Raw genomic sequence first — 26,930 nt, forward strand, 5'->3', positions numbered from 1 at the left:
ATGTCACAGCCGGCGGCAGCGCGCGCGCCCCGCGTCTTTTTGACTGCAATAATGATAAAAGCACAATAATATCGGATTACGATAATGCAGCGTGAAAATGATAAATCGCCTTTAATTATGCCGCATAGAACGGCAGCAGCCAGTAGGCAGGACGACCGACCCATTGTGCAGGGCAAATTGGCTGTAGCGGCCGCTATGGCGTGGGAAAAGGCCGCTTTTTCCACTCTGCCGGAGAATAATGAGGCTGCCGGTAAAAGCGATAAGGCTGAGTTGCGCGGTGTTGCTTTGATTGCCGCTTTATTAAAAAATCTGCCGAATAAACCGGGCGTTTATCGTATGCTGAACACAAAAGGCGATGTGCTTTATGTCGGCAAAGCGCGCAATTTGCGAAAACGAGTGGCCAATTATACCAGGCCGGAAAAAAATACCGCCCGCATTGCGCGCATGATTCATTTAACCGCCAATATGGAATTTATCGTTACGCGCTCAGAGACAGAGGCATTATTGCTGGAGGCCAATCTTATCAAGCATTTGGCGCCGCGCTTTAATGTTTTGCTACGCGATGACAAATCTTTTCCCTATATTTTTATCGGCGGCAATATATGGGCACCGGGCCTGTTTAAACATAGAGGGGCGCGCACTAAAAAAGGAGAATATTTCGGCCCTTTTGCCGCCGCCGGGGCAGTAAATCGCACAATTTCCAGCCTGCAGCGCGCATTTTTATTGCGCAGTTGCACTGATAATGTGTTTGAATTGCGCACCCGCCCCTGTTTGCTCTATCAAATAAAACGCTGTTCTGCCCCCTGCACCGGGCTTATCAGCCGGCAGGATTATCTCAATCTCACAGATCAGGCCAAAAAATTTCTGTCGGGCAAGAGTAATGCGGTTAAAGACAATATAGCGCATGTGATGATGCAGGCCTCAGACGCTATGGATTTTGAACAGGCGGCCGCTTATCGCGACAGGCTGGCGGCGCTGGCGCAGGTGCAGGCCTATCAGGGTATTCACTTGCAACATACTGAAGAAGCAGATGTTTTTGCCCTTTATCAAAAAGGCGGGCTGACATCAGTGCAGGTATTTTTCTTCCGCAGCGGCCAGAATTGGGGTAATCACGCTTATTTTCCTGCTGCTGCCGCCGATATGGCTGCCGGTGAAATTTTGACAGCTTTTTTAATGCAGTTTTATAATAATAAGCCGATTCCGCGCCTTATTTTATTATCCCATGCCGCAGAAGACCATAATGTGCTGGAAGCAGCTTTATCGCTGAAGAATAATCGTAAGACTTATATTATTGTGCCGCAGCGCGGTGAAAAAAAAGAGCTGGTAACATATGCCGAGGCCAATGCGCGCGAAGCTTTGGAGCGCAAACTGGCGCAGACAGCGTCACAAACCCGGCTTTTGCAGGCTTTTGCAACAATATTTAACCTTAATTCCGTGCCGCAGCGAATAGAGGTTTATGATAATTCTCATATTATGGGGACAAATGCTGTCGGCGCCATGATTGTTGCCGGCAAAGACGGTTTTATCAAAAACCAGTATCGTAAATTTAATATTCGCTCCACTACCCTTACCCCGGGCGATGATTATGCCATGATGCGCGAAGTGATGGAACGGCGTTTTTCCCGCCTGATAAAAGAGCAAAAATTGCCGCCGGCAGAGCATGCAAAAGCGGAACAGGCAGAGCATGCAAAAACAGAAGAGGATAAAGAGGATTTTCCTGCCTGGCCGGATATTTTGCTGATTGACGGCGGCTCAGGGCAAACAAAAATTGTCCGTCAGGTTTTGGAAGAATTGCAAATTGCCCATTTGGTGACCATTATCGGCATTGCCAAAGGGGTTGATCGCAATGCCGGGCGCGAACGCTTTTTTATGAAGGGGCGGCCTGAGTTTTCATTGCCGCCGCGGGATCCTGTTCTATATTTTATCCAGCGTTTGCGCGATGAAGCACATCGTTTTGCCATTGGCTCGCATCGGATACGCCGCAAAAAAGATATGATAAAAAGCCCGCTTGATGATATTGAGGGCATAGGCGCCGCGCGCAAAAGAGCGCTGCTAAAGCATTTCGGCACGGCCAGGGCAGTAGCGCGCGCCGCGATTGAAGATTTGCTACAGGTCAAGGGCATTTCTCAATCTGTAGCGCAAACAGTTTATGCCTATTTTAACGAATAAGATTTTCTTCATACTTGTATAAAAGAAGGAAAACAGGATAATATGGCGCGCGAAACCGGCAAATTCTGCTAAAGATTCTGCTGTAAAATCTCACGGAAAGGCAGCTCCGGCAATGGGCGGTGCAGCCGCTGTGCGTTAATGGTAAAAGCGTATTCCGGTAAATCCGGGGCAAAACCGGCTTTGTATTTTCTTTTGACATTTGGCAGAATAACAGCATGAAACAACATAAATTATCGCTTCCCAATATTTTGACCTATGGGCGTATTCTGGCTGTGCCTTTGCTGGTTCTGTGTTTTTTTGTCAACGGCCATTTCAGCTCCAGCTTTGCTGCCCGCTGGTGGGCTTTTGCTATTTTTTTTATTGCCAGCGTCAGTGATTTTTTTGACGGCTATCTGGCGCGTATCTGGCACCAGACTTCCGATTTCGGCCGTATGCTTGATCCGATTGCCGATAAATTGCTGGTTTCGGCCTGCTTATTGCTGCTGGCGGCAGACGGCACAATCGCCGGCTGGACCTTATGGGCCGCCATAATTATTTTATGCCGTGAAATTCTGGTTTCGGGCCTGCGGGAATATTTGGCCGAGCTTAAAGTCAGCGTTCCCGTTTCCCGTCTGGCGAAATGGAAAACCGCCTTGCAGCTGGCGGCGCTCAGCCTGCTGCTTATCGGCCCGGCGGGGAATGCCCATCTCACTGATACAGGTTGCATTTTGCTATGGATTGCCGCTATTTTAACCCTGATAACCGGCTGGGATTATTTTCGCGCCGGGCTGAAGCATGTTATTAACTGAGGGCAGATGGTAAACTGTAATCAGGTATTTGTTGATGTATAAAAATTTTGTAAGAATTATGCTGTTTGCCTGTCTGATTATTCTTACGGCAGCCAATATATTTTATTATATGCAGCATAAAGGCTTTTTTGCCGATAGACAGAGTCCGGCTCAAAACAGCGCTGCGGCCGGGATAAAGATAAAACCGGCGGAAAAACAGCCCGCCGCTGCTTTATCTGAACAGATTCACGGCCAGGTTATTTATGATGCGCGCAGCGCTTTGACCCCGCAGGCTGTTCTTGATGTCAAGCTGACAGCAGATGACCCTGCCGGGCAGCAAAGTGCCGTTATCATAGCCGAAACCCGGCAGCAATTACTTGGCCGTTCGCCGCTTGACTGGAAATTGCCTGTTGCCTTAAGCGCGCTTGACGCACAAAAATCTTATAGCCTGCAGGCAAAAATCAGTGGCGGCGATACTTTATTATTTGTCAATACGGCGCCTCTGCCGGTTGATCGCAACCGTGCCGCCTATATTATGCGCCTGGAAAAACTGGATAATGGCAGCGGTGATAAGGCCGATACAGGCAGCTTTATCGGCCAAAACTGGCTGGCAGAAATCCTTTTGGGCAAAACGGTTGAGGCCAGTTCGGAAATCAGTCTTTATATTGATACGACTGCCAGAACTGATCCGGCAGAAAATGTCAAACGCTACCCTGTCAGCGGATCCGGCGGTTGTAACCGCTATATGGGCAGCGCCGTCATTGATGAGACCAATAAAATGCTGCGCTTTTCACCGCTCACCGCCACTTTTATTGCTTGCGCCCCTGATATTGCCCGGCAGGAGGCTGATTTTATCGCCGCTATGGACAAAGTGCGCGGCTATAAATTTGACCAAACAGGCGCGTTTTATTTACTTGATGAAGCGCAGCGCCCCCTCGCCCGCTTTACTCTGCATTAAATCGCCCCGCCCGGCCAATCAGCCGGTAATTTCTGATCCGGAAAACCAGTAAGCCATTTCCTGAGCGGCAGTCGCGGCCGCATCTGAACCGTGAATAGAATTTTCGCCTAAGGAGAGAGCAAATTTTTTGCGGATTGTGCCGGCTTTTGCCTCTGCAGGATTAGTGGCTCCCATAATATCGCGATTACGGGCAATGGCATTTTCCCCTTCCAGAATTTGCACAATAACCGGGCCGGAAGACATAAATTCTGTCAATTCGGCAAAAAACGGCCGCTCTTTATGCACGGCATAAAATTCTTCTGCCTGGCTTTTGCTCATATGGACGCGTTTGCAGGCAATAATTCGCAAACCTGCTTCTTCCAGCATAGTGGTAATTGCTCCGGTTATATTGCGCCGCACGGCATCGGGTTTGATCATGGAAAAACTGCGTTCTATAGCCATTATATCCTCTTATCGCCAAATATTTTGCCGTGATTTCCGCTTGCAGCAAGCTATTCAATCAGGCCGCTTTATTTAAATAAAGCTTATAGGCGCATTAAAAACGCTTGCCAAGGGCGGGCGGCTGTTTTAGCGCCCCCGCCTCTTGCAATTTCTGCTTTTTTCCGCCTAAAATCCGGCCATGCTTATTTTAGATAATATTTCTATCCGTCTGGCCGGGCGCCTGTTACTTGATCATAGTTCAGTTGCTTTGCCGGAAAACGGCAAAATCGGCTTTGTCGGCCGTAACGGCGCCGGCAAATCTACCCTGTTTCGCGCGCTTATGGGAGATTTGACCCTGGAGACCGGCACTATTATCATGCCGGCAGGGCTTCGTATCGGCCAGGTAGCGCAGGAAGTGCCGGGCAGTAATGACAGGCTGATTGATATTGTGCTGGCGGCCGATAAAGAGCGCGCAGCCTTGCTGGCCGAAGCAGAAACAGTGCGGGATCCTATGCGTCTGGCAGAGATTCATATGCACCTGGCCGATAAAAATGCCTATGCCGCCCCTGCCCGCGCCGGCGCTATTCTCCACGGGCTGGGTTTTAATGCCGAAGCGCAGCAGCAATCGGCAGCGCAATTTTCAGGCGGCTGGCGCATGCGTGTGGCTTTGGCAGCCATGCTGTTTGCCGAGCCGGATTTGCTGCTGCTGGACGAACCGACCAATTATCTGGATATTGAAGGGGTTTTATGGCTGACAGATTATATTAAGCGCTATCCGCATCTTGCCCTTATTATCAGCCATGATCGCGATTTGCTCAACCGATCTGTTGACGCTATTTTGCATTTGGACAGGCAGAAACTGCATTTCTGGCAAGGCAATTATGATTCTTTTGCCCGCCAAAGGGTAGAAAAAATGGCACTGCAGCAAAAACAGGCGGCCGGACAGGAGGCCAAACGCCGGCATATGGAGGCTTTTGTCACCCGTTTCCGCGCCAAGGCGACCAAAGCGAAACAGGCGCAATCGCGCCTGAAAATGCTGGAAAAAATGCAATTTGTCACTATTTGGCGTGATGAACAGGTTGAACCCTTCCGCTTTCCCCATGCAGTCAAAGCCGTAGCCTCTCCTATTATTCATTTGACCAATATCAGCCTCGGTTATCAGCCGGATAAACCGGTTTTGCAAAATTTGAATCTGCGCATTGACAAGCAAGATCGCATTGCCCTTTTGGGAGCCAATGGCAATGGCAAATCCACTTTTGCCAGATTTTTGGCCGGACGGTTAAAACCGCAAACAGGCACAGCCGTTTTTGCCCCTGATTTAAAAATTGCCTTTTTTGCCCAGCATCAGATGGACGATCTTTACCCGGAAGAGACAGCGATAGAACATTTTCGCCGCTTATTACCGCAAGAGCCCGAGGCAAAATTGCGGGCGCGCATAGCACGCACCGGCCTGTCGACGGAAAAAATGCAAACAAAAGCAAAAAATCTCTCCGGCGGGGAAAAAGCAAGGCTGCTTATGGGGCTGGCTGTGTATGATGCCCCGCATTTATTGATTCTGGACGAGCCGACCAATCATTTGGATATAGATAGCCGTGAAGAATTGATAGAAGCATTAAATAATTTTGACGGTGCCATTATAGTGATCAGCCATGATCGCTATTTGATTGAAGCCGGGATTGACCGTTTATGGCAAGCGGCAGAAGGCGGCATTACCCCTTATGACGGCGATATGGCTCATTATGCCGCCAATATTCTGGCCGAGAGCCGGCGTAAAAATAAAGATAAAAAGCTGCCTGCCGGGCAAATAGCGCCGCAGACAGCTTCAGCGCAAATCCGGGCCATAAAACGGGAGCAAACTGCTTTACTGCGCAAAAAAATAAACCGGATAGAGGATTTGCTGCATCGGCAGCAACAGGCCTTGCAGCATTTGAATGATGAATTGGCACGGCCTGAATTCTATCAGCAGCCCAATAACAGGCTGGCAGAAAAAACCGCCTTGCATGCAGCCTTGACACAAAAACTGCAGCAGCAGGAAGCCGAATGGCTGAGTTTGCAGGAAGAGCTGGATAAAGCCGAACAAAATCAGCCGGCAGCAAGCGGGGCGGCAGCACGCCGCTTACAGCAGTAGCACTAATAAATTTATAATAATTATCCCCCACAGGCACAGGCAGAAAAAACGCGGCGATAAATGCTGCCGCGCCTGCCATAAAAGCAGGCAGTAAAGCAAAGTGAAAACGAAAAAAATACTATCGGCTATTACCGCTATCTGCCCTGTGCCAAAGAGCAGCGACAGGCTGTGCGTGCGCCCCAGCAGGCCGGTTGTTGTCATGGCCGATAAAACAGCCGCTATTATCAGCGGCAGATGAATCCCGATATAGTGCATAATTCCGCTCTATTTATTCTGACGGCTTATTGGGGCGGCAACTGCGCCAAAAGGCAAAAATCGCCAGCGCCAAAATCAGGCAAAACAGCCAGCGGCCGCCGCTTTTATCGGCCGCCAGCAGGCTTTGCGGATAAAGCAAACCCCAAACAGCAATGAGAGCAAGAATAATCGGCGCAAGACGCATGATTCAAGCCTGTTTTTCCCATTTTCGCTGCGGTGTCTGCTGCCAGTATGTCAGCTCATGCAGAGTTTCACCATTTTTCTGCGCGGCTTTCAGCTCTTTCCATGCGGCACGGGCGGCAGCCAGTTCTTCAGCATTATTACCGTCAAACATAATACATAAACGAGCATAATCCTGCGGGTTATGCGCTATTGCCCCTTCTACGCAAAAGCACACATGCGCCTGATTGCTGTTTTTATCCTGCAGGCCGAGCAAAACCGGCTGCTGCTGCGCATAGGCCTCATTTTCCATGCCATGCGGAATAAAGGACACATCGGAAAAACTCCATAACAGGCTGTCCAGCGCCTTGCAGCCGGCCGCCGTTTTGCATAAAACTGCCACCCGCCATTGCCGCTGCAAGGAGCGCTCAAGTAAAGCAGGCAGAGTCTCCCCCAGACGTGATTGTGTCAAATGATAAAAAAGAATTTCACTCAATTTTGCCGCCTTTGGAAAAATCAGCGCAGAATAAAGCCGCATTACAGCGCCCTGGCCCTGAATACCGGCCTTGAATATATACCGCCTTTGCCTCTATTTCAGGCCGTTTCTTCATAAAAATCAGCAATAAACTGATTGATCAGACGGACGCCGAATCCTGTTGCCCATGAGCGGTTATAATCATTTTTCTCCGTGCCGAAAGCCGTGCCGGTAATATCCAGATGCGCCCATGGCGTATCACCGACAAAATGCTGCAAAAAGCGCGCGGCGGCAACAGAGCCGGCTTCACGGCCGCAGCTATTGCGCATATCGGCAAAAAGCGATGCCAGTTTTTTATCATAGGCGCTATCAAGCGGCATCGGCCAGAGCAGCTCCCCTGTCAGGCGGCCGGCCGCTGCCAGCTTTTCAGATAAAACGGCATTATTGGCATAAAGCCCGGCATATTGATTGCCCAGGGCTATAATAACAGCCATGGTCAAACTGGCAAAATCAACCATCAAACAAGGATTAAATCTTTCTTTGGCAAACCATAAGACATCGGCCAGAACCAGACGCCCCTCCGCATCTGTATTGACAATCTCAATCGTCTGGCCGGAGAGAGAAGTAACAATATCGCCCGGGCGCTGGGCATTGCCATCGGGCATATTTTCCACCAGGCCGACAAGACCGATAATATTGGCCTTTGCCTTGCGTGCAGCCAAAAGGTGCATAGCCCCGATAACGGCCGCTGCCCCCGCCATATCTCCTTTCATATCTTCCATTTTGAGCGCCGCCTTCAGCGAAATGCCGCCGGAGTCAAATACTACGCCTTTGCCAATAAGGGCAAGCGGCGCCTGTGCCGGCGCACCGCCATTCCAGCGCATAACGGCAAGATAAGGCGGTCTTTGCGCGCCTTGCGCCACAGCCAGCAAAGCGCGCAGCCCTTCACGCTCCATAGCCTGCTTATCCAGAATCTCCACCTCAATACCAAGCCCGGTTAATCGCCGAATATGGGCAATACACTCCTCTGTCCCCAGAATATTGGCAGGCTCATTAACCAGATTGCGCGCCAATATAACAGAATCCGCCAGAATTTTGGCATGTTCTACAGCACGCAGCGCTGTTCCGCTATTTTTTGTGACCAAAGTAACAGCCATAGCGTCTTCTGTCGCGCTTTTATCTGCTGTCTTATATTTATCAAAGCGATAATTGCGCAGCCTAAAGCCGCAAACAAGCTGTGTTAATGCCTGTTCGCTTACTATTTTATCCGGCAAAGCCGCTGCTATGAAAATTGTGTTGCAAATCCCGGCAACCTTGCGGCATATGCCGCCCAGACTTAGCCAATCCTCATTGCTGAAATTCCTGCTGTCTCCCGCATTGATAACAACCAAACGGGCAAATTGCGGCCTATCGGCAGCGGCCGCACCAGACGGGAAAAGAAAAGTCTGGCGCACGGCAAAACGCTTTTGCCGAAAAGCGTCACTATCGGCAAGGCTGTGAATTATGCTTTTTTCAGCAAGATTATAAGCTTCTTCCGCCACCCTGCCCTGATTGTCACCCAGCAGAATAAGAGTGCTTTTGGCGGGCACGCCTCTCTGTAGCGCAGAGAAAGAAGCAATCTTGAAAGAAACAGGCAAAGACACGGCACCTCCTTGTGATAAGAGCAAGAATTTTATAGTTCTTTATAGTCAAGGCTCAAACACAGTCATAAACAGAATAAATCCGTAAGGCAAAGGCAAAATTTTATTATTAAAGCCAGGCCTTTCAAAATTGCTTTCTGGCAGAATTCCTTTATAATAAATTGCCGGGGCAGCGCCTTGATTCAGGTCGTCAAAAAAATGTGTCTTTCGTCAAAAGCGTTTCATTTTGTTCCGGTTTTCCTGTTATTTCTATATTTTTCCTTGAAAGCGGCCTGGGGTGTTTACCTTTTATTGGGAATATGGAATTAACCAAAATGCAGCCGGTTTGGGTCTTTAACCTTGGCTGATTGTTATTACGGCGGTAAAGGCAATAAGGATATGAGACTCCATGTATTTGATTGAAGCCTATATTCTGCGCCGCATTGTCGTATTTTTTATTGCCGCCTTCAGCGCTGCCATTGTGCTGGCCTGGACAGTGCAATTACTGGCGCGCATCAATTTTTTAACAACAAGCGGCCAAACCTTTTTTACGGTTCTGAAATTTTCGTCACTGTTTATCCCTGCCGTCCTGCCTTTGGTTATGCCTTTCGCGCTGGTGATTGCCGTGGCGCAGACACTTTCCGCCATGAATCAGGATTCAGAACTGGTGGTTATCAATGCCGCCGGCAGCCCGCACCGGGTTGTCTGGCGCCCGGTGCTGCTGCTTGGGCTTGGGCTGTCGCTGCTCTCTTTCGGCATAGCCAATTTTATTACGCCTTATGCGCGGCTCACTATGCGTGATATGACCGCTAATGCCCATGCCGATTTGCTTAATGTTTTTTTGCAGGAAGGCAGTTTTCGCCGGCTCAGTGATAAAATTTATCTTGAAATCGGTGAAAGAAAAGCCGATAGCAGCATTGGCCGTCTGTTTATTGTTGATCAAAGAGATGCCAATCTGGATCTTTATTATTACGCTGTCAGCGCCTATATTACCGAAAAGCAAAATACAGGTGATGGCCGCGCCGGTAATTATCTGATTATGAAAAACGGTGAAATTGAAAGGCGAGATAATAAGACAGGCGATGTCTCTATTATCCGGTTTGATTCTTATACTTTTGATTTGAGCGAATTTGCTCCGGCCGGCAAAAATGTTACTATTTATCCCAAAGATCAATTCCTGACCTATCTTTTCCACCCCGATCCTGATGATTCTTATTATCAAAAGCGGCCTTTGCAATATACGGCAGAATTGCACAAGCGGCTGACAGAATGGCTTTACCCCCTTATTTTCGCTCTGCTGGCGCTGGTTGCCGCCGGCGATGCCCGCTCGCATCGTGAGGCGCGCATTTCTGCTTCTTTTACCGCTATTTCCCTGTCTTTTGCCTTTTACTGGCTGAGTTATTTTTTCGCCGGAAAAGCTGAAACCGATATTGCCTATATTCCACTTTTATATATTTTACCTTTGGCCGTTACGTTTTTATTGCTTTTCATGCTGCTGACCAATCGTTCTTTTCGTCTGCCGCCGAAATGGGCGGATTTTTTCTATAAAACGGCCGATTTGCGGCACAAACACCGCACTGCCGCAAATAAAGGGGGGCGATAATGATAGGCCCCACTCTGGCACGGTATTTTTTCCGCCGTTATCTGAAAATTACCGGTTATTTTCTGCTGGGTATTTTTTCACTGTCACTGCTGATGGATTTTACTGAAAATGCCGGCCGGCTGGCCGGCCTGCCCGGCTACAGCCCGCTTGGTGCACTTGTTTTATCCTGTCTGCGCATTCCTTTTATCATGCAGCAATTATTTCCCTTTGTGGCCCTGTTTGCCGCTATGGCCACTCTCGTTTCCCTCAACCGCCGGCTGGAACTGGTCATTACCCGCTCTATCGGCATTTCCGCCTGGCAGTTTTTACTGCCTGTTTGTTTCGGCGCCTTTTTACTCGGCCTGTTTGCTGTTGTTGTTGTCAATCCTGTTGCCGCCTGGAGCAACGCCAAAGCCCAAATTATTATTGCCGACTGGCGCAGTAATAGCGGCACCTTAACCGGCAAACAAAGCGCTAACGGCAATCGCGTGCCGTGGCTGACGCAAAAAACCGATGAAGGCATAACAACAATCGGTGCAAAAATGGTCACAGATCACGGGCATGTCTTGATTGATGCCGCCTTTATCCGCTTTAATGAAGACGGAACGATTCGTGACTGGATCAATGTCGGCACGGCAAAACTGGAAAACGGCTATTGGCAATTAGGTGAAGGTGCGTTATACCGTTCAGGGGGGGCCCCCCTCACAGTCAATGCAATGCGGATAAAGACGCAATTAAAGCCGCAATTTATTGAAGAGCGTCTGGGTGATCCGGCAACAGTTCCTTTTTATGAATTGCCGGCCAAAATAAAAATTGCCCGTTCATTCGGCTATTCGGCTAATGAATTTGATATGTATTTACAGTCTGTCCTGGCTTTGCCGGCGCTGTTGGTGACTATGACTTTAATCGCAGCCGCAGTATCGCTGAGATTTGTGCGGCTTGGCCAGTCGGGCATGCTGATTTTAGGCGGTATTATTGCCGGCTTTGTCCTTTATGTTGTGTCGGTTCTGGTTAAAGCCTTTGGCAATGCCGGTTATGTTCCTCCCGTTATTGCTGCCTGGGCGCCGGTGCTGGTTGCCCTGTTTTTCGGGATTTCCTTTTTGCTCCACAGGGAGGACGGTTGAGTGGGTTTTGAAAACAAACATTCCGGGCGTTCCGGGCGCCGCAGAGCTTTGGCCTGCGGCACGGCGCTGACCGCCTTGTTTGCTTTTTTACCGGGTGCCCTCCCTGCTTACGGGCAGGGTATGTTTGCTTTGGCGAGTGGTAATACCGGCAGCAATAAAGACAAAGAGCCGATAATGCTGAAAGAGGAAGCGGGTTCGCGCGCGCCCATGCTGCTTTCGGCCGATGAGATTATTTATGATCGCGATGGCAGCTCCATTACTGCTCAGGGGCATGTGCAGATTGAATATGACGGCAATAAAATTGTGGCACGGCGTATTGTCTATAATCAGCAGACCAAACGCGTCATGGCCTATGGCAATGTGGAAATTATAGATACGCACGGCATTAAAATTTATGCCGAGCAAATTGACCTGACTGATGATCTGGGTGAAGGTTTTGTCAATGGCCTGCGCGCTGAGACGCCTGATAATACGCGTTTTGCTGCCGAAAGCGCTGAACGCAGCGCCGGGCAAATGACGGTTTTTAACAATGGCATTTATACGGCCTGTGAGCCGTGTTATACCAAACCGGCAAAAAATGTTTTCTGGCAGGTTAAAGCCAAGAAAATTATCTGGAACGGCGCTATCAAGACCATGCGTTTTGAAGATAGCCAGTTTGAAATTTTCGGCAAGCCGGTTGCCTGGTTCCCCGTTTTTGAGATGGCTGATTCGACAGTCAAGCGCAAAAGCGGTTTTTTAACCCCGAATATCAGCTATAAAACCAAGCTCGGTTTGGGGGTAACGGCTTCCTATTTCTGGAATCTGGCGCCTAATTATGATTTTACTCTGTCGGAAACCGGCTTTACCAAACAAGGTTTTCTGACAGAAGGTGTCTGGCGGCACCGTCTGCAAAACGGCAGTTATGATATGCGCTTTGCCTATATTCGTCAGGAAGAGCGCGATGCTTTCAAGCGGGACACTATCGACAGCCGCCAGACTAATCGCTATATGGGCGCAACCAGGGGTAATTTTATCATTAACCCCCGCTGGTCTTACGGCTGGGATATTCTGGCACAATCCGACCATAATTTCAGCCGCACTTATGATCTTGACGGCTATGATAGCGGTTTGCATCGCTCGCAGGTTTATTTGCAGGGGCTCAATAAACGCAATTATTTTGACATGCGCTTTTACCATTTTGAAGTGCAGGACGATATACGCAAATGGAGAAGTGACGGCAGCCGTAATCCTGATGAGCGTTATTCCAAACAGCCATGGGTTTTGCCGCGCATAGATTATAATTATATACCGCAAACCTCTGTTTTGGGCGGGGAACTACAGTTTAACAGCAATTTGCAGACTATTTATCGCGATAAAAGCGATTATGGGCGGACAGACTGGTCCGGCAATCACAATATTAAAAATGCGCGGCTGGTCGGCATGAGCGGCACCAGTGCCCGCCTCACCGGTGAGCTGGAGTGGAAACGCAGCTTTATCAGCGATTACGGTTTTGTTTTCTCGCCGATTATGGCTTTGCGCGGTGACGGCATTACTATTGATCAAAACCATCATTATCAAGATGTTAATCTGCGTGATGACACTTTCCGCGGTTTGGCGACAGCCGGGCTGGAAATGCGCTATCCCTTCCTGATGGCAACCGCAAATACCAGCCATATTATTGAGCCGGTCGCGCAAATTTTTGTCCGCAATCATGAGCAATATACCGGCCGTCTGGTTAATGAAGATGCGCAAAGCTTTGTCTTTGATGCCACCACTTTGTTCTCGCGCGATAAATTTTCGGGCTATGACAGGGTTGAGGGCGGCACGCGCGCCAATCTTGGCGTCCGCTATTCCGGTGATATTGCCAATGGCTGGTCTGTTTACAGCCTGGCCGGGCAGTCTTACCAATTAGGAGGGCGCAATTCCTTTGCTTCCCATGATTTAACCGGAGTAACCGCCGATTCAGGGCTTGAGCATGCGCGTTCCGATTATGTCGGCATGTTGGGCGTTAATGACGGCAATGGTCTGTTTGTGGCGGCGCGCGGCCGTTTTGACCGTGATGATTTTACCACCCGCCGCGGCGAGGTAGAGGCGCAGAAGCAATGGCAGCCTTTAACGCTGGGCGTGCGCTATGCCTATATTCAAAAGCAGCCGGATTACGGCTATGCCAAAGACAGGGAAGAAACCAGTGTCACCGGCACTTATAAATTAACTGAGAATTGGAGCGTTAACGGCCAGACCACTTATGATATTGTTTCTGATACATGGGTGCGCGCCGGCGGCGGGCTGGGCTATCAAAATGAATGTTTTGGCATGATGTTCGGCTATGCGCAAACGCGTAATCCGGGCAAGAGCGCAATTTCAAACAAATGGCATTTCCTGCTCTCTTTCCGCACTCTTGGTGATATTGGCAACGGTAAAACTGTCTGGAGGTAATTCCGGCCTTTTGTGTTCTTTATTCTGTCGGGCGGCGTAATTTATTGACAGCCATTTCCCGGTTATTGCCGGCCAGGCAGGATTTGGCTGCGATAGTGGGCTGAGTTAAGAACGGGCCTCTCTAGAAGAAGGAATTAGTCCAGGCTCTTGCATTTTTTTTATTTTTCCATAAAAGAGGCAAATCAGCCTATGTTTTGCAATTATTTTATTCTGCCAAAACCTTAACAGGTTCAGATCGGTCTGGAATAATCAGATGAAAAACACCAAAAAATACGCCTTGGCGGCAATTTTGTCCTTTAGTGTTTTTGCGGCTTCTATTGCCGCCCCTCCCGCTTTTGCCGCACCGAAAGGCAACGGCATTGCGCTGCTGGTCAATGGCAATGCCATTACCGGCAGCGATATTACTGAGCGCGTTGCTTTTTTACGCCTGCAGCATCGCAGCGGTAATCTGGAACAAATTGCCCGGCAGGATTTGACAGATGAAGTTCTACGCCGTCAGGAAATCCGCAAGCATAATATTACAGTATCGCAAGCCGATATTGACAAAGCTTATGCCGGCTTTGCCGCCAGTAATAATATTAGTGTAGATCAGTTAAACCAGATTATGAACCAGTCCGGAGTAACACCGGCGCATTTCAAAGCCTATATACGCGACCAAATGGGCTGGGGGCGCCTTGTCAGCGCCCGCTTCCAGGCAGAATCTGCTGTTTCACCGCGGGACGCTGTCCAGCGTATGTTGAAAAACGGCGGCAAAAAACCCAGCCTGAATGAATATTTGTTACAACAGGTTATTCTGGTTGTGCCGGCCAACCGGCGGGGGGCCATTCTCGGCCGGCGTATGAGCGAAGCCAATGCTTTGCGCAGCAAAGTGAATGGCTGCGATAATCTTCATACTATTACCAAAGGCTCAATGGACACTACTGTGCGCACTCTGGGCCGTTTTCTGGAGCCGCAAATCCCGGCCGAATGGGAAAGAGCAGTGCGGGCAACCGCTACAGGTAAAGCCACCCCGGCGCAGGCCACTCAGCGCGGAGTAGAATTTCTGGTTGTCTGCTCAATGCAAAAAGCCACAGATGACCGCGTGGCGCAACTTGTCTATTCCATGCAGGACAGCAGCAAAAGCGCAGAAAGAGGCGCTGCTCTGGAGAAAAAATATATGCAGGAATTGCGGGCAGCCGCTACTATCCAAAAACCCTGATTTTTTGACTTATCGAATATTTCTTTAAGGCAGAGGCAGTTTTTGCCTTTGCCGGCTTTAAACTTTGTGCACGCCGTGCGGCAGGAGACAAAAGTGCCAGCAGCTTTTGACAGTTTGCCTCCTTTGCGTCAGGTGATTGAAAATTACGGTCTGGCGGCTAAAAAAGCACTGGGGCAAAATTTTCTGCTGGATTTGAACCTGACCGCCAAAATTGCCCGGCAGGCGCTGCCGCTGGCCGATTGCCCGGTAATTGAAATTGGCCCCGGCCCCGGCGGCCTGACGCGCGCTTTACTGGCACAAGGGGCTTATGTCACTGCCATTGAGCGCGATGAACGCTGCCGCCCGGCGCTGGAAGAAATAGGGCGGCATTATCCCGGCCGGTTACACTGTATTTATGCTGACGCGCTGCATTATGATTTCGCTGCCCTGGCAGGGCAAAGCCCGTTTGAGCAAAAGATCAAGGCAAAGCCGAAAATTATTGCCAATTTGCCCTATAATATTGGCACAGAATTGCTGTTAAACTGGCTATTGGCTGAGCCGTGGCCGCCCTTTTATCAATCGCTGACGCTTATGTTTCAACAGGAAGTGGCAGCGCGCATCACTGCCGGCCCGGGTGACAAAGCCTATGGTCGCCTGAGTATATTATGCGGCTGGCGTGGCCTGGCTGAAATAGTGATGAGTTTGCCGCCGCAAGCTTTTACCCCGCCGCCCAAAGTGCATTCTGCCGTGGTGCATATTGTGCCAAGGGAAAAACCCCTGCCCTGTGCGGCGCAAAATTTGAGCCGGGTGACCAAGGCGGCTTTTGGTCAAAGACGCAAAATGCTGCGCCAAAGCCTGAAACAGTTGGATTTAAAGGGCATGCCTCCCGGCGATTTTCTGCATAAAGCCGGTATTGACCCAACCCAAAGGGCCGAAAAACTGACAATAGAGCAATTTGTAATTTTGGCCAATGCGCTGGGTCGCTTATAGGCCGCGGCAATATTTCAGGCTTTGGCAATAAGCGAATCAACAAAATCCTTCATTGCCGGCAAACGATGGCGTTTTAATCTTTCAGCGCTGATAATCGCTTTTAACGACAGCAAAGATTGCTGCACATCATCATTGATCAGAATATAATCATAGCTTTTCCATTTGCGCATTTCCTTAACCGCATTGTGCAAACGCAGCTCTATATCGGCGGCGCTGTTTTCTGCCCGCCCCAGCAGCCGCCGCTGCAATTCCGGCATGGAAGGCGGCAAAATAAAGACAGAAACCACATCATGCGGCCGCTTTTTGCGTATTTGCCCGGCGCCCTGATAATCAATATCAAAAACAATATCGCGGCCATCGCGCAAAACCTTGTCAATAGTTTTTTGCAATGTGCCGTAATAGGCGCCATGCACCTCTGCCCATTCGACAAAAGCATTGGCCGCAACCATATGTTTAAATTCATCTTTGCTGACAAAATAATAATCAGCCCCCTCGCGCTCGCTTGGCCGCTTTGGTCGCGTTGTAACACTGACGGACAGGCCGAGATTCATGGCTTTATCGGCGCGCAACATACGGCCCAAGGTAGATTTCCCCGCCCCGGAGGGGGAAGATAATACCAGAATCATACCATAATGTTGCATAAAACTTTCTCTCTATAAGGCAAAATCGGCGGCCTCATTGACCCGCCCGGTCACAGGATTGCAGCTGGGATTTGCGGCCTTATTTTTCAAATTGCCGGTTTTATGTAAAGCCCGCCGGCAAAATTTTATCTTATCTTTTGCTTTTAGTCGCCTTTTCCGCTAAAAAAGCGGTGGAAATCACTATAAACAGCGCTATGGCCCCCGTAGATAAAACTTCTCACACAGATTTAGCAGCCGCCAAAAGAGCCGGCACCGGCGTGGCAGTGCCGGCCGTAGAGCCGATCTGCCGCTTTATGCCGCAGGATTCGGCTTCCCCCGCAGTGGAATGGCGGGTAGAACAGGGTTTGACTCCTTATCCTGAGACCTTGGCTTTTATGGAAGAAAGGGTGGAACATATTGCCGCCGGCACGGCTGATGAATTGATCTGGCTGGTGGAACACCCTGCCCTTTATACGGCCGGCACAAGCGCGCAGGCCGGTGATTTGCTGACGCCCGGCCGTTTTCCGGTTTACACAACCGGCCGCGGCGGCCGGTTTACCTATCACGGCCCGGGGCAGCGGGTGATTTATATTATGCTGGATCTCAAGCGCCGTAAACAGGATATACGCGCTTTGGTCACCGCTATAGAAAAATGGGGCATAAACAGCCTGGCGGAATTCGGCATAAAGGCTATGCGGCGGCAAAATCGTGTCGGCCTTTGGGTCGATAGCCAAAGCACTGCCGCTTTGCCGCCGCATAGTGAGGCCAAAATTGCCGCTATCGGCCTGCGTCTGCGCAAATGGGTGAGTTTCCACGGCATGGCGGTTAATATTGCTCCCGATCTGGAGCATTATAGCGGTATTGTGCCCTGCGGCCTGGCCGAATATGGGGTAACCAGTATGGCGCAACTTGGCAAAATTATCAGCTTTGCCGAATGGGATAAGGTTTTGCAGGATAATTTCCGGAAGATTTTCGGCAAAGTTGCAAATAACAGGAAATAAACAGAGCCAAACCGGTTGAAAACCGCTTTAACCTGTTGAAAGAAATTACAAAACGGGGCATAGGGTTTCGTCTGGCGGCAGGCTGTTTATCGGCCCGTTCTATAATTTTTTTTGGACTGCCTTATATATTATGCGTGATATGGATCTTTTTGCCCTGGCACCCTGCCAGACGCAGCCTGAAAAGCCGGCAGCGGCCGGCAGCAAAATGGAAGGACAAATGCCGGCAGATAACAGAAAATTGCCGAATAATAAACAAATGCAAAACCGGCAAATACAGGCAGAAGAAGCTTATGATTCCTCCTCTATCCGTATTTTACAGGGGCTGGAGCCGGTGCGCCTGCGCCCCGGTATGTATATTGGCGGCACTGATGCCCAGGCGCTGCATCACCTTTTTGCCGAGGTGATTGATAATGCCATGGACGAAGCTGTTGCCGGCTATGCCGATTTTATTGAAGTTTATCTGGACGCAGCAGGTTTTGTGACCGTCAATGATAATGGCCGCGGCATTCCGGTTGATAATCACCCGCAAATGCCGGGTAAATCAACGCTGGAAGTGATTATGACCCAGTTGCATGCCGGCGGCAAATTTGACGGCAAGGCCTATGAAACTTCCGGCGGTTTGCATGGTGTCGGCGTTTCCGTTGTCAATGCTTTATCCGATGTGCTGGAGGTGGAAGTGGCGCGGGCGCGCCGCCTTTATCGTCAGGTTTTTGCCCGCGGTATAGCACAAACACCGCTACAGCAACTGGGCGAGGTTCATAATCGCCGCGGCACCAAAGTGCGTTTTCACCCCGATCCGCAAATTTTTGGCGCCAAAGCCGCCTTTAGCCCGGCGCGGCTTTATAATATGGCGCGGGCCAAGGCCTATTTATTTGGCGGGGTAGAAATTCGCTGGCAATGTGACCCGGCCTGCCTGCAAGGCCGGGCCGACAGCGCCGCTATCCCTGAAAAAGCGGTTTTTCATTTTCCCGGCGGGCTGCGCGATTTTATGGAAAGCAGTTACCCGGCCAAAAGCCGCATTACTGCTGATATATTTTCCGGCAGGACAGAGGGGCAGAGCGGCCATGGAACGGTAGAATGGGCGGTCGCATGGCATGGCGGTGAGGCCGCTATTCGCTCTTATTGCAACACAATCCCCACACAGGAAGGCGGCACCCATGAGGCCGGCCTGCGTCAGGCTTTAAGCCGCGGCCTGAAAGCCTATGCCGAGCTGGCCGGCAATAAGCGCGCCGGCATTATTATGGCCGATGATGTTATGACCTCCTGCGTGGCCATGCTTTCTGTCTTTATTCGTGAGCCGGAATTTGTCGGCCAGACCAAAGACCGGCTGGCCACGATTGAAGCCCAGCGCATTGTTGAAACCGCCATACGCGACCCGTTTGATCATTGGCTGGCGGCCAGCCCGCAAGAGGCTGACAGGCTGCTGGCCTGGGTGATAGAGCGGGCGGAAGAACGGCTGCGCCGCCGGCAGGAGCGCGAAATCAGCCGGAAGACCGCGGTGCGCAAGCTGCGCCTGCCCGGCAAATTGGCCGATTGCAGCCAAAATTCCGCGCAAGGGGCGGAAATTTTTATTGTTGAGGGAGATTCCGCCGGCGGCTCGGCCAAACAGGCGCGCAACCGCGCCAATCAGGCGATTTTACCCTTGCGCGGCAAAATTTTAAATGTTGCCAGCGCCGGGCGCGACAAATTTACCGCCAATCAGCAACTGGCCGATATTATTCAGGCGCTGGGCTGCGGCACCGGAAAATCCTATAATGAAGGGGATTTGCGCTATGAAAGAATTATTATCATGACCGATGCCGATGTCGATGGCGCTCATATTGCCTCACTGCTCATGACCTTTTTTTATCAGGAAATGCCGGCGCTTATCGGCAATGGCCATTTATATCTGGCGGTGCCGCCGCTTTATCGCCTTGCCCAGGGCGGCAAAATTGCCTATGCCCGTGATGACAGCCATAAAGATGAGCTGCTGCGGACAGAATTTGGCGGCCGCGGCAAAATAGAGATTGGCCGTTTTAAAGGCCTGGGTGAAATGCGGGCCGAACAGCTTAAGGAAACCACTATGCAGCCGGATAAAAGAACCCTGCTGCAAGTGCAGGTGATTGAAGCAGAAAGCGCGGCAACTGAGGAAGCGGTCGGCGATTTAATGGGCACGAAGGCGGAAGCCCGCTTCCGCTTTATTCAGGATAATGCCGCCTTTGCCAAAGATCTGGATATTTAAACCGCCTCTTCCGCTCCTTTGCTCATATTATAATATGTATTAAAGACTCTTTTAAACAGCAGATACCAGGCATAAACAGAATAATCGCCATCACCCTCCCCGTCACTTACAAGCCCATGCGCAACATTATTGCGCAGATTTGCACCCATAGGGTCACAAAATAACAGACGAATTTCTTCTGTTATATTCTCGCCGAAAATTTCTTTGCATTTTGGCTCGGTAATGAGTGTGCTTAAGCCTTTTTCCTGTTCTATCCCCTGCGCATCTAAATACGTTGTCGGCACTTTATGCTCTTTTAAATGAAAACGCACAATAGCTTCCATCAAGGGTGCCAGCATATAAAGAGCGGCTATAAAATCTCCTTCATAGCCGGCGTAAAGGGCTTTTGCCGCCAATATTTCTTTGTCGGGCGGGATAAGCGGGTTATTATGGATAAATTCATAAAAATCCTGCTCCCGTATTCTATGCTCCAAACGCAGAACAAATAAAGCAGGCAGAATACCAGCCTGAATATTAAGGTTTATTCCGGTATTGTATAATTGCGCAACTCCAGAACTACCGCGAGCCGTAACGCGCCCGTCATTACGGTTTATTGTAACCTGCCGAGCAATAGCGGATAATATATTTTCTCCTGTACACTGTTTTTCCTGTTCTTCTAATTTTTGAAAATCTGTTCCAGGAAGCATATTGCAAAAATGTAGAAGCGCTTCATCACGTGTTTTCCCCGCAACATGATTTTCTGCTGTTTTTTGCAGAGGCGATATATCGATCGGCGGAAGCGTAAAAGACTCCATAGAAGCAAGGGATTCTTTATTAGCTTTGTCCAGTTCCACCTGTAAGTCGTGCAGTTTGCTGCCTATACCATGAGTCTCGCGATAGTTGGCAGACAGTTTCCTGTATTCCTGAATTGCCTGCTCCAAAAAATGCCGGGAAGCTAAATTATGCTGCTTGCCCGTTTTACGGGTATTCGCATAGCGCTCTATGGCCGCCGCTTTTAACGCAATAATTCTGTGTTCTTCATCTGGCATTTTGGCCTTATGATACCATTGGTGTGCCGCATCATAATAAGCGCCGGCTTCTATGCCGGAAGTTCCTTTTTCCTCAAATTTTCGCGCCTTTGCTTCCAGCAGTTTTGCAATCTCAACAGCTTTATTAAGCCATAAATTTCTTTTGTGCAAAATATTGGCCAGTTGCACTACAGGATATGTTTCATCATTTTGTGCCTGTTCAGAAAAAAGCGCTGCCGTTACTTTTTCCTCTAATTTTGCCAAAGGCTCTTGGCCTTTATCTTTTAGCATTTGAGCAAGGAAAATGCCTCTTTCCCAACATTTTAGAGTTTCGTGACGGCGTTTCCTTATAGTTAATTCCACAGCGCTGTAAGCCTTAATCACCGCCAGCGCCGCTGCGAATTTTTTCCTGTTTTTCAAATAAACAATTTCTGCCAGGCGAGCGCGGAGCAAATTATTTCCAACCCGGTTATAAATGCTTTCAATAAAGGCAAGCTGCTCAGCCGATAGATCATCAGGAAGCGTGGAGCACCGATTTCCCCAGATTGCATAAGGACGAAACGGCTCATTAAAGGAATCCGGCTGAAACAGCATGCCGCATAAATCGGCAAATAAATATAAAACAGCGCTCTCCCCCGCTTTATGCTCCAAAAATTTATTCTCCGCTGCGCGGCAAAGAACTCCCCGCATAGAGCCATAATCAGGCAAGGCCGTTTCCATTACCTGCCGGTAACCGCAATTTTCAAAATCTGCTTGCGTCATAGCTGTATCTACCGGCGGGCGGCTCATTATGAATCTCCTCACAATTTCATGTTTTGGCAAAAAATTTATATGAGAAACGGAAGATAAATAATATTTCATTAAAAACTCAAGCACAGCGCATCTCTATAAAAGAACATTATACGCCCCATTATAGAACATAATAAAAATTTTACCTATAAATTTATTCCGCTGCCGCCGCGTCTATAATATGTAATTGCGGGGTGGTTTGGCCGTTCCAGTAATTCAGGCTTAATGTGCCGGCAATATGGGCCTGTTGACCCGCATGGCTTAGCAAAAACTGCCCTAATTCTGTTTGCCCGGCGCGGAAAGCCACAGCATTAAGCCGCCCGCCATGCCCGTCAGCCAAAATCACCCGCAAATGCGCCCCGTCTTTGCCGACAGCCTGCACATAGGCAAGATTGTGATTGGGAAAGGCAAATAAAGGCTGCGGCCAGCCGGCACCATAAGGGCCGGCTTTTGCCAGTTCTTCAATCAGTTCAACAGTAGCGCCGCCGGCGCTCAGGCTGCCGTCCAGCTTCAAAATATGCGCTTCTTCATGCGCGCTTGTCTCTTGCGCCGAATTTACGGCTGCCAAATTCGCCGCCAGAAAGCGGCGAAAATCTTCCAACCTATCGGCGGCAAGTGAAAACCCCGCCGCCTGCCGGTGGCCGCCGCCTTTCTCCAGCATATTTGCAGCTACAGCCTGCGCTATTAAAGCCCCAAGATCAAAAGCGCCGCTTGCCCGGGCTGAGCCGGTCACCCGCCCTGTTGCCTGCTTTGTCATAATAAAAGCAGGCAGGCCAAAGCGCTCTTTCAGCCGGGCAGCCAGCAGGCCGATTATGCCAATATGCCAGTTGCCGCAGGCAAAAACCATTTTTGCCGCCTCACTTTGCTCTGACGCCGCTGCCGTCTCTATTTGTTCCATTGCCTGGCGTAGCTGTTCTGCCTCCAGCGCCTGCCGCCCATAATTAAGGCTATCTAACTGCGCTGCTATATGATCTGCCTCCTCCGCTTTATCGCAGCTAAGCAATCTGGCCCCCAGAGCAGCATCGCCAACCCGGCCGCCGGCATTGATGCGCGGCCCCAATATATAGCCGAAATGATAGCTGTTCAGCGGCGCCTTGATGCGCGCCGCCTGCGCCAGCGCCTGTAGACCAATATTGCGCTGCTGCCGGGCAATAAGCAGACCTTTGGTGACAAAAGCGCGGTTAAGCCCATAAAGCGGCACAATATCGCAAATTGTTGCCAGAGCAACCAGATCCAGCAGCCCCAATAAATCCGGGATAGTCTGTATATTTTGGGCGCGCAACAGCCGCGCCGTGGCCGTCAGACACATAAAGACCACACCGGCCGCGCATAAAGTGCCAAGGCCGCTCTCATCATCAGGGCGGTTAGGGTTAACATGAATAAAATCGGCAATAATCTGCTGCCCTGCCCTCTCCCCGCCGGCCTTGTTCAGGCCGTTTTGCGGCTGTGCCGGCCGGTGGTGATCCAGCACCAGAATATCTACCTCCGCTAATTGCGCGGCTTTGAAAACGGCGCTGCTATTGGCGCCGCAATCCACCGTAATAATCAGGCTCACGCCTTCTGCCGCCAACAGGCGCAACGCTTTTTCATTCGGCCCATAGCCTTCGGTCAAACGATCGGGAACATAAAGGCGGCAATCTACCCCAACAGCCGCCAGAAACCGCAGCAAAAGCGCAGCAGAACAGGCGCCGTCGACATCATAATCGGCAAAAACGGCAATTTTTTCATGGCTGAGGCAGGCCCGGCACAAGCGTTTGGCCGCTTTTTCCATATCTTGCAACTTATATGGCTCTGGCATGAGTGCGCGCAAAGAAGGGTTAAGAAAAGCCGGCACATTGCCCGCCTCTATCCCCCGCGCTGCCAAAACCAGCGCCAGCGCCGCCGGCACATTATATTTTTGCTCTATATGCAAAGCGGCATTTTCGCCATGCTCATTTAACTGCTGACGCCAGCTTTTACCGCCGGCCGAGCGCGCAATGCCAAGATAATCAAACCCGCTTTGCCCCATAAAATTGCGCTTTAACCCCCAAATCCCAATCAACTGCCCATTTGCCACCGCAAAGGCTGGTTCAGGCAAATTTGGCCATATCATAATGGCGCGCTTTAATTCCACGCACAGTGCGGCTGCTGGAGCGCATAACCAGGCTCTCTGTCTCAATATAGGATTCAGCAAATTTTACGCCGGAAAGCAAATCGCCATTGGTCACACCGCTGGCGGCAAACAGCACATCACCTTTGGCCATATCTGCCGCCTCATAAATACACTGCGGATCCCGCACCCCCATTGCGCGCGCCCGCGCGCGCTTTTCCTTAGTGTCAAGAATCAGCCGCCCTTGTAAAAAACCGCCAATACAACGCAGAGCCGCCGCGGCCAGCACGCCTTCCGGCGCGCCGCCAATGCTCATATATAAATCAATACCGTATTTTTCCGGATTTTGGGTCTGGATAACGGCAGCCACATCACCATCAGTAATAAATTTAATCGCCGCACCCAAAGCGCGGATTTCCGCCACCATTGCAGCATGGCGCGGCCTGTCGGTAATACAAACAGTAATTTCATGCGGCTCAACCCCCTTGGCTCTGGCCACAGCGCGTACATTATCGGCAGGGGAGGCATCAAGGTGAATATGAGCACTGTAAGCCGGACTTGCGGCAATTTTTTCCATATAAACATCAGGCGCATAAAGCAGATTTCCTCTTTCAGCAATAGCAATGACGGAAAGAGAATTGGCCTGATTTTTGGCACATAAAGTCGTGCATTCCAGCGGATCCAGCGCAATATCAATAGCGGGGCCGGCTTTTGTTCCCACTTTTTCGCCAATATAGAGCATGGGCGCCTCATCGCGCTCCCCCTCGCCAATGACGACACGGCCGTCAATAGCCAGGCGATTGAGCTCCTGGCGCATGGCATCTACCGCTGCCTGATCGGCCTGTTTTTCATCGCCCTGCCCGCGCAGACGGGCGGCAGCTACTGCTGCGCGCTCGGTTACCCGCGCCAGCTCAAGGGTCAAAATACGGTCAATAGAACTTGTTTTAGTGTCGCTGCCGTGCAAATCTGCCGAAGATTTTTTCATTATTTCCAGGTTCCGATATGTGATAATAGCCCGCTGCCCTCTGCATAGACTATTTGACGGCTATAAGAAACCCAAAATAACGGCTCAAGGCAGAGTTTACAGGAATAAAGGCTTGTTCCGGCAAAATCTGCCCTTGGGCTGCGCCGTAAAAGCCGGGCTTTGGCCCCGGCGCCTATATAGCGGAAAGCCCGATATTGGCAGCAAAAAGGCTCTGCCCAAAAATAATCGAAATTTCAGGAAAAATCAGTGATCGCCGGTAATTTGCCGCAGGGTTTTCTCAATTTCCTGATCTGCCTGTTTTTGGGAGGATACTGCATCGGGCTGAGATTGCTGCTTTTTATCAGCATTATCGGCCGCATTGCGCGCCTGCCGCCCTTCTGCCTGCAAAATCCGGCTCAAACTCTGCTGCTCACTATCAGAAAACTGCGCCGTTTCTCCTTGCGGCCTGGTAGAAAAATCAGGATAAGTGCCGGTGCGCCATGCCCCTTTTTGCGGCACAGTCTTAAAGTCGGAAGACGGCGCACAGGCAGCGAGCGCAAAGAGCATAATAAAACCGGCGGCCATGACAAAACTGCCGGATCCGGCTTTTGCAATATTACAGGCTGTTTTGCGCATTTTTAGTCCTCACTTTGCACCGTCATGCGAGATATATCCCCAATATTATGCGCCCACGGAGTTAAACAAGCCTCAATTTCGCTGTCCGGCGGCTCTGTTTCCGCCGGGTTCAGAGATAGCGCGATAAAAATCAATACAAATTTCCAGCCGCAAAAGCAAAAGCTTTTATCGCTTTATCCCCGCCCCTGAGCCGATAAAAACACAAAAGCAAAAACACTGTGAAACAAAATTATCCATATAAAACAAAGAGTTAGATAATATAGACAATCCCTCACCGGCAAAGATAAAGGCCGCCAATACGAAATATAACAGGCATGAACATATTTTTATAAGCTAAAATACGGATTTTATTATATAAATACTGACAAAGGAACACCCTGAGCAGACGGAGCCGACCACAAGCCTGCCCCATAATGTGAGGAGTTAACCATTTGGCTTTAATACAAAAACACAGAACAGGCGCAAACAGCAAATTTGCGGCCAAAGATGAATCGAATCAGAAGACAGGCTGCAAAGCCGGGCGGAGCATAGCAGGTTTCGCCCATATTGCAACGATTATAGCTGTTGCTTCTGCCCTTGCCCCGGCCAATGCGCAAGCTTTGGTCGCAAGCGGTAATTTTGGCAAAACAATTAAAAAAACGGCCCCCAAACGCCGTTCTGTTACGAACACAAATCCGACCCTGCCTGACAGCTATCGACCCGGCAAGACTGAAGCGGCGATTATCCCTGCTTCACTTGGCGGCATGGCGCGTTCTACACAAAGGGGCGTATACACGGCTTCCCCCAATATCAGCACGCATTGCTTCAGACCGCGTCTGGTAGCTTTACTGGCCGGTATTCACTATAAATATCATCGTCCGGTTATTGTCACTTCCGGCTATCGCGGTTCTGTCCATAATGCCCGCGCCGGCGGCGTGCGCGATTCCCTGCATATTGCCTGTGCCGCCGCCGATATTAAGGTGCCCGGCATTGATAAATATCAATTAGCCGGTTTTGTTCGCTCGCTGCCCAATCGCGGCGGTGTCGGCCTTTATTGCCATCAGGCCGTGCATGTTGATATTGGCACACCGCGTGAGTGGAACTGGTGCGGCAGCCGCAAACACTAAATATAGTGCAATAATATTTGTGCAAAATAAAAAAACGCCTTGCGGTATGCGGATAAGGCCTATATAAGCACGCAATATTGTGGGCGCCCATCGTCTAGCGGTCAGGACGCCGCCCTTTCACGGCGGAAACAGGGGTTCAATTCCCCTTGGGCGTACCAGTCTGCTGTTTTTTTCGGTATAATATCTGGCATCTGCGCCGCGGGTGAGAGCCGGCCGGTTGGCACCGGTTTTTAACGAATTGCGGCGGGCCTTGCCGGCT

General features: G+C 50.2%; 23 protein-coding genes and 1 tRNA gene. 13 read left to right on the forward strand and 11 right to left on the reverse strand.

Features of this window, described 5'->3' with window-relative positions:
- Positions 1–195: 195 nt before the first annotated feature.
- Entirely contained in the window at positions 196–2,169 is a 1,974-nt protein-coding gene (uvrC, locus tag DPQ22_RS06835) for an excinuclease ABC subunit UvrC (protein ID WP_150214821.1), read from the forward strand.
- Between the two features lie 68 nt (positions 2,170–2,237).
- Here the strand turns inward: uvrC and DPQ22_RS08930 are convergent, their stop codons facing one another.
- On the reverse strand, positions 2,238–2,396 hold the full coding sequence (locus tag DPQ22_RS08930; RefSeq protein ID WP_190323175.1) for a hypothetical protein: 159 nt from the start codon (positions 2,394–2,396) through the stop codon (positions 2,238–2,240).
- Here DPQ22_RS08930 and pgsA point away from each other — a divergent pair.
- Positions 2,385–2,957, forward strand: a complete 573-nt coding sequence (gene pgsA / locus DPQ22_RS06840) for a CDP-diacylglycerol--glycerol-3-phosphate 3-phosphatidyltransferase (RefSeq protein ID WP_150214437.1) — start codon at positions 2,385–2,387, stop codon at positions 2,955–2,957. The genes DPQ22_RS08930 and pgsA overlap by 12 nt on opposite strands.
- A 34-nt stretch (positions 2,958–2,991) precedes the next feature.
- Positions 2,992–3,894 (forward strand): META domain-containing protein, encoded by a 903-nt coding sequence (locus DPQ22_RS06845; protein ID WP_150214439.1) that lies wholly within the window; start codon positions 2,992–2,994, stop codon positions 3,892–3,894.
- Between the two features lie 18 nt (positions 3,895–3,912).
- Here DPQ22_RS06845 and ndk read toward each other — a convergent pair whose 3' ends face one another.
- On the reverse strand, positions 3,913–4,335 hold the full coding sequence (gene ndk, locus DPQ22_RS06850; protein WP_150214442.1) for a nucleoside-diphosphate kinase: 423 nt from the start codon (positions 4,333–4,335) through the stop codon (positions 3,913–3,915).
- Positions 4,336–4,513: 178 nt separating this feature from the next.
- On the opposite strand from ndk, the gene DPQ22_RS06855 reads away from it, so the two are divergent.
- On the forward strand, positions 4,514–6,442 hold the full coding sequence (locus tag DPQ22_RS06855) for an ABC-F family ATP-binding cassette domain-containing protein (protein ID WP_150214445.1): 1,929 nt from the start codon (positions 4,514–4,516) through the stop codon (positions 6,440–6,442).
- On the opposite strand, the gene DPQ22_RS06860 is transcribed toward DPQ22_RS06855, so the two are convergent.
- From DPQ22_RS06860 to DPQ22_RS06870, 4 genes are all read right to left on the reverse strand, one after another.
- Positions 6,431–6,697: a hypothetical protein gene (locus tag DPQ22_RS06860; RefSeq protein ID WP_150214447.1), complete on the reverse strand. Its 267-nt coding sequence runs from the start codon at positions 6,695–6,697 to the stop codon at positions 6,431–6,433. The two genes, DPQ22_RS06855 and DPQ22_RS06860, sit on opposite strands and share 12 nt — an antisense overlap.
- 13 nt (positions 6,698–6,710) lie before the next feature.
- Positions 6,711–6,881, reverse strand: a complete 171-nt coding sequence (locus DPQ22_RS08935) for a hypothetical protein (protein WP_190323176.1) — start codon at positions 6,879–6,881, stop codon at positions 6,711–6,713.
- A gap of 3 nt (positions 6,882–6,884) precedes the next feature.
- Positions 6,885–7,352 carry a DNA polymerase III subunit chi gene (locus DPQ22_RS06865; RefSeq protein WP_150214823.1) on the reverse strand — a complete coding sequence of 156 codons (468 nt, stop codon included), beginning with the start codon at positions 7,350–7,352 and terminating at the stop codon, positions 6,885–6,887.
- A gap of 98 nt (positions 7,353–7,450) precedes the next feature.
- On the reverse strand, positions 7,451–8,974 hold the full coding sequence (locus DPQ22_RS06870; protein WP_150214449.1) for a leucyl aminopeptidase: 1,524 nt from the start codon (positions 8,972–8,974) through the stop codon (positions 7,451–7,453).
- A gap of 385 nt (positions 8,975–9,359) precedes the next feature.
- Here DPQ22_RS06870 and lptF point away from each other — a divergent pair, with 385 nt between their 5' ends.
- The 5 genes from lptF to rsmA all read left to right on the forward strand — a co-directional run bounded on the left by lptF (position 9,360) and on the right by rsmA (position 16,238).
- Entirely contained in the window at positions 9,360–10,553 is a 1,194-nt protein-coding gene (gene lptF / locus DPQ22_RS06875; RefSeq protein ID WP_150214452.1) for an LPS export ABC transporter permease LptF, read from the forward strand.
- Positions 10,553–11,656 (forward strand): LPS export ABC transporter permease LptG, encoded by a 1,104-nt coding sequence (gene lptG / locus DPQ22_RS06880; RefSeq protein ID WP_150214455.1) that lies wholly within the window; start codon positions 10,553–10,555, stop codon positions 11,654–11,656. The genes lptF and lptG overlap by 1 nt, the downstream gene beginning before the upstream one ends.
- Entirely contained in the window at positions 11,657–14,071 is a 2,415-nt protein-coding gene (locus tag DPQ22_RS06885; RefSeq protein ID WP_246681524.1) for an LPS-assembly protein LptD, read from the forward strand.
- 253 nt (positions 14,072–14,324) lie between these two features.
- The gene (locus DPQ22_RS06890) at positions 14,325–15,269 is read left to right on the forward strand and encodes a SurA N-terminal domain-containing protein (RefSeq protein ID WP_150214457.1); all 945 of its coding nucleotides are present in this window, start codon (positions 14,325–14,327) and stop codon (positions 15,267–15,269) included.
- 93 nt (positions 15,270–15,362) lie between these two features.
- Positions 15,363–16,238 (forward strand): 16S rRNA (adenine(1518)-N(6)/adenine(1519)-N(6))-dimethyltransferase RsmA, encoded by an 876-nt coding sequence (gene rsmA / locus DPQ22_RS06895; protein WP_150214459.1) that lies wholly within the window; start codon positions 15,363–15,365, stop codon positions 16,236–16,238.
- Positions 16,239–16,252: 14 nt separating this feature from the next.
- Here rsmA and gmk read toward each other — a convergent pair whose 3' ends face one another.
- Positions 16,253–16,879 (reverse strand): guanylate kinase, encoded by a 627-nt coding sequence (gene gmk, locus DPQ22_RS06900; RefSeq protein ID WP_150214462.1) that lies wholly within the window; start codon positions 16,877–16,879, stop codon positions 16,253–16,255.
- A 293-nt stretch (positions 16,880–17,172) separates the two neighbouring features.
- Here gmk and lipB point away from each other — a divergent pair, with 293 nt between their 5' ends.
- Both lipB and parE read left to right on the forward strand, forming a co-directional pair.
- Entirely contained in the window at positions 17,173–17,859 is a 687-nt protein-coding gene (gene lipB, locus DPQ22_RS06905; protein ID WP_246681538.1) for a lipoyl(octanoyl) transferase LipB, read from the forward strand.
- A gap of 205 nt (positions 17,860–18,064) precedes the next feature.
- Positions 18,065–20,080: a DNA topoisomerase IV subunit B gene (parE, locus tag DPQ22_RS06910; RefSeq protein ID WP_425305158.1), complete on the forward strand. Its 2,016-nt coding sequence runs from the start codon at positions 18,065–18,067 to the stop codon at positions 20,078–20,080.
- On the opposite strand, the gene DPQ22_RS06915 is transcribed toward parE, so the two are convergent.
- The 4 genes from DPQ22_RS06915 to DPQ22_RS06930 form a co-directional block, all read right to left on the reverse strand.
- The gene (locus DPQ22_RS06915; protein ID WP_190323177.1) at positions 20,077–21,876 is read right to left on the reverse strand and encodes a DUF4209 domain-containing protein; all 1,800 of its coding nucleotides are present in this window, start codon (positions 21,874–21,876) and stop codon (positions 20,077–20,079) included. The genes parE and DPQ22_RS06915 overlap by 4 nt on opposite strands.
- Positions 21,877–22,030: 154 nt before the next feature.
- Positions 22,031–23,968 (reverse strand): single-stranded-DNA-specific exonuclease RecJ, encoded by a 1,938-nt coding sequence (recJ, locus tag DPQ22_RS06920; protein WP_320411424.1) that lies wholly within the window; start codon positions 23,966–23,968, stop codon positions 22,031–22,033.
- A complete protein-coding gene (gene glpX / locus DPQ22_RS06925; RefSeq protein WP_150214470.1) occupies positions 23,946–24,950 on the reverse strand; it encodes a class II fructose-bisphosphatase in 1,005 nt (334 codons plus the stop codon). The genes recJ and glpX overlap by 23 nt, the downstream gene beginning before the upstream one ends.
- Before the next feature lie 243 nt (positions 24,951–25,193).
- The gene (locus DPQ22_RS06930; protein WP_150214472.1) at positions 25,194–25,565 is read right to left on the reverse strand and encodes a hypothetical protein; all 372 of its coding nucleotides are present in this window, start codon (positions 25,563–25,565) and stop codon (positions 25,194–25,196) included.
- A 431-nt stretch (positions 25,566–25,996) separates the two neighbouring features.
- Between DPQ22_RS06930 and DPQ22_RS06935 the strand changes: the two genes are divergently transcribed.
- Both DPQ22_RS06935 and DPQ22_RS06940 read left to right on the forward strand, forming a co-directional pair.
- Positions 25,997–26,671: a YcbK family protein gene (locus DPQ22_RS06935; RefSeq protein ID WP_150214474.1), complete on the forward strand. Its 675-nt coding sequence runs from the start codon at positions 25,997–25,999 to the stop codon at positions 26,669–26,671.
- 83 nt (positions 26,672–26,754) lie between these two features.
- A tRNA-Glu gene (locus DPQ22_RS06940) sits at positions 26,755–26,829 on the forward strand.
- The last annotated feature ends 101 nt before the right edge of the window (positions 26,830–26,930 follow it).

The organism is Candidatus Tokpelaia sp., from assembly GCF_008636115.1.
In the GTDB taxonomy this organism is placed as follows: domain Bacteria; phylum Pseudomonadota; class Alphaproteobacteria; order Rhizobiales; family Rhizobiaceae; genus QLZD01.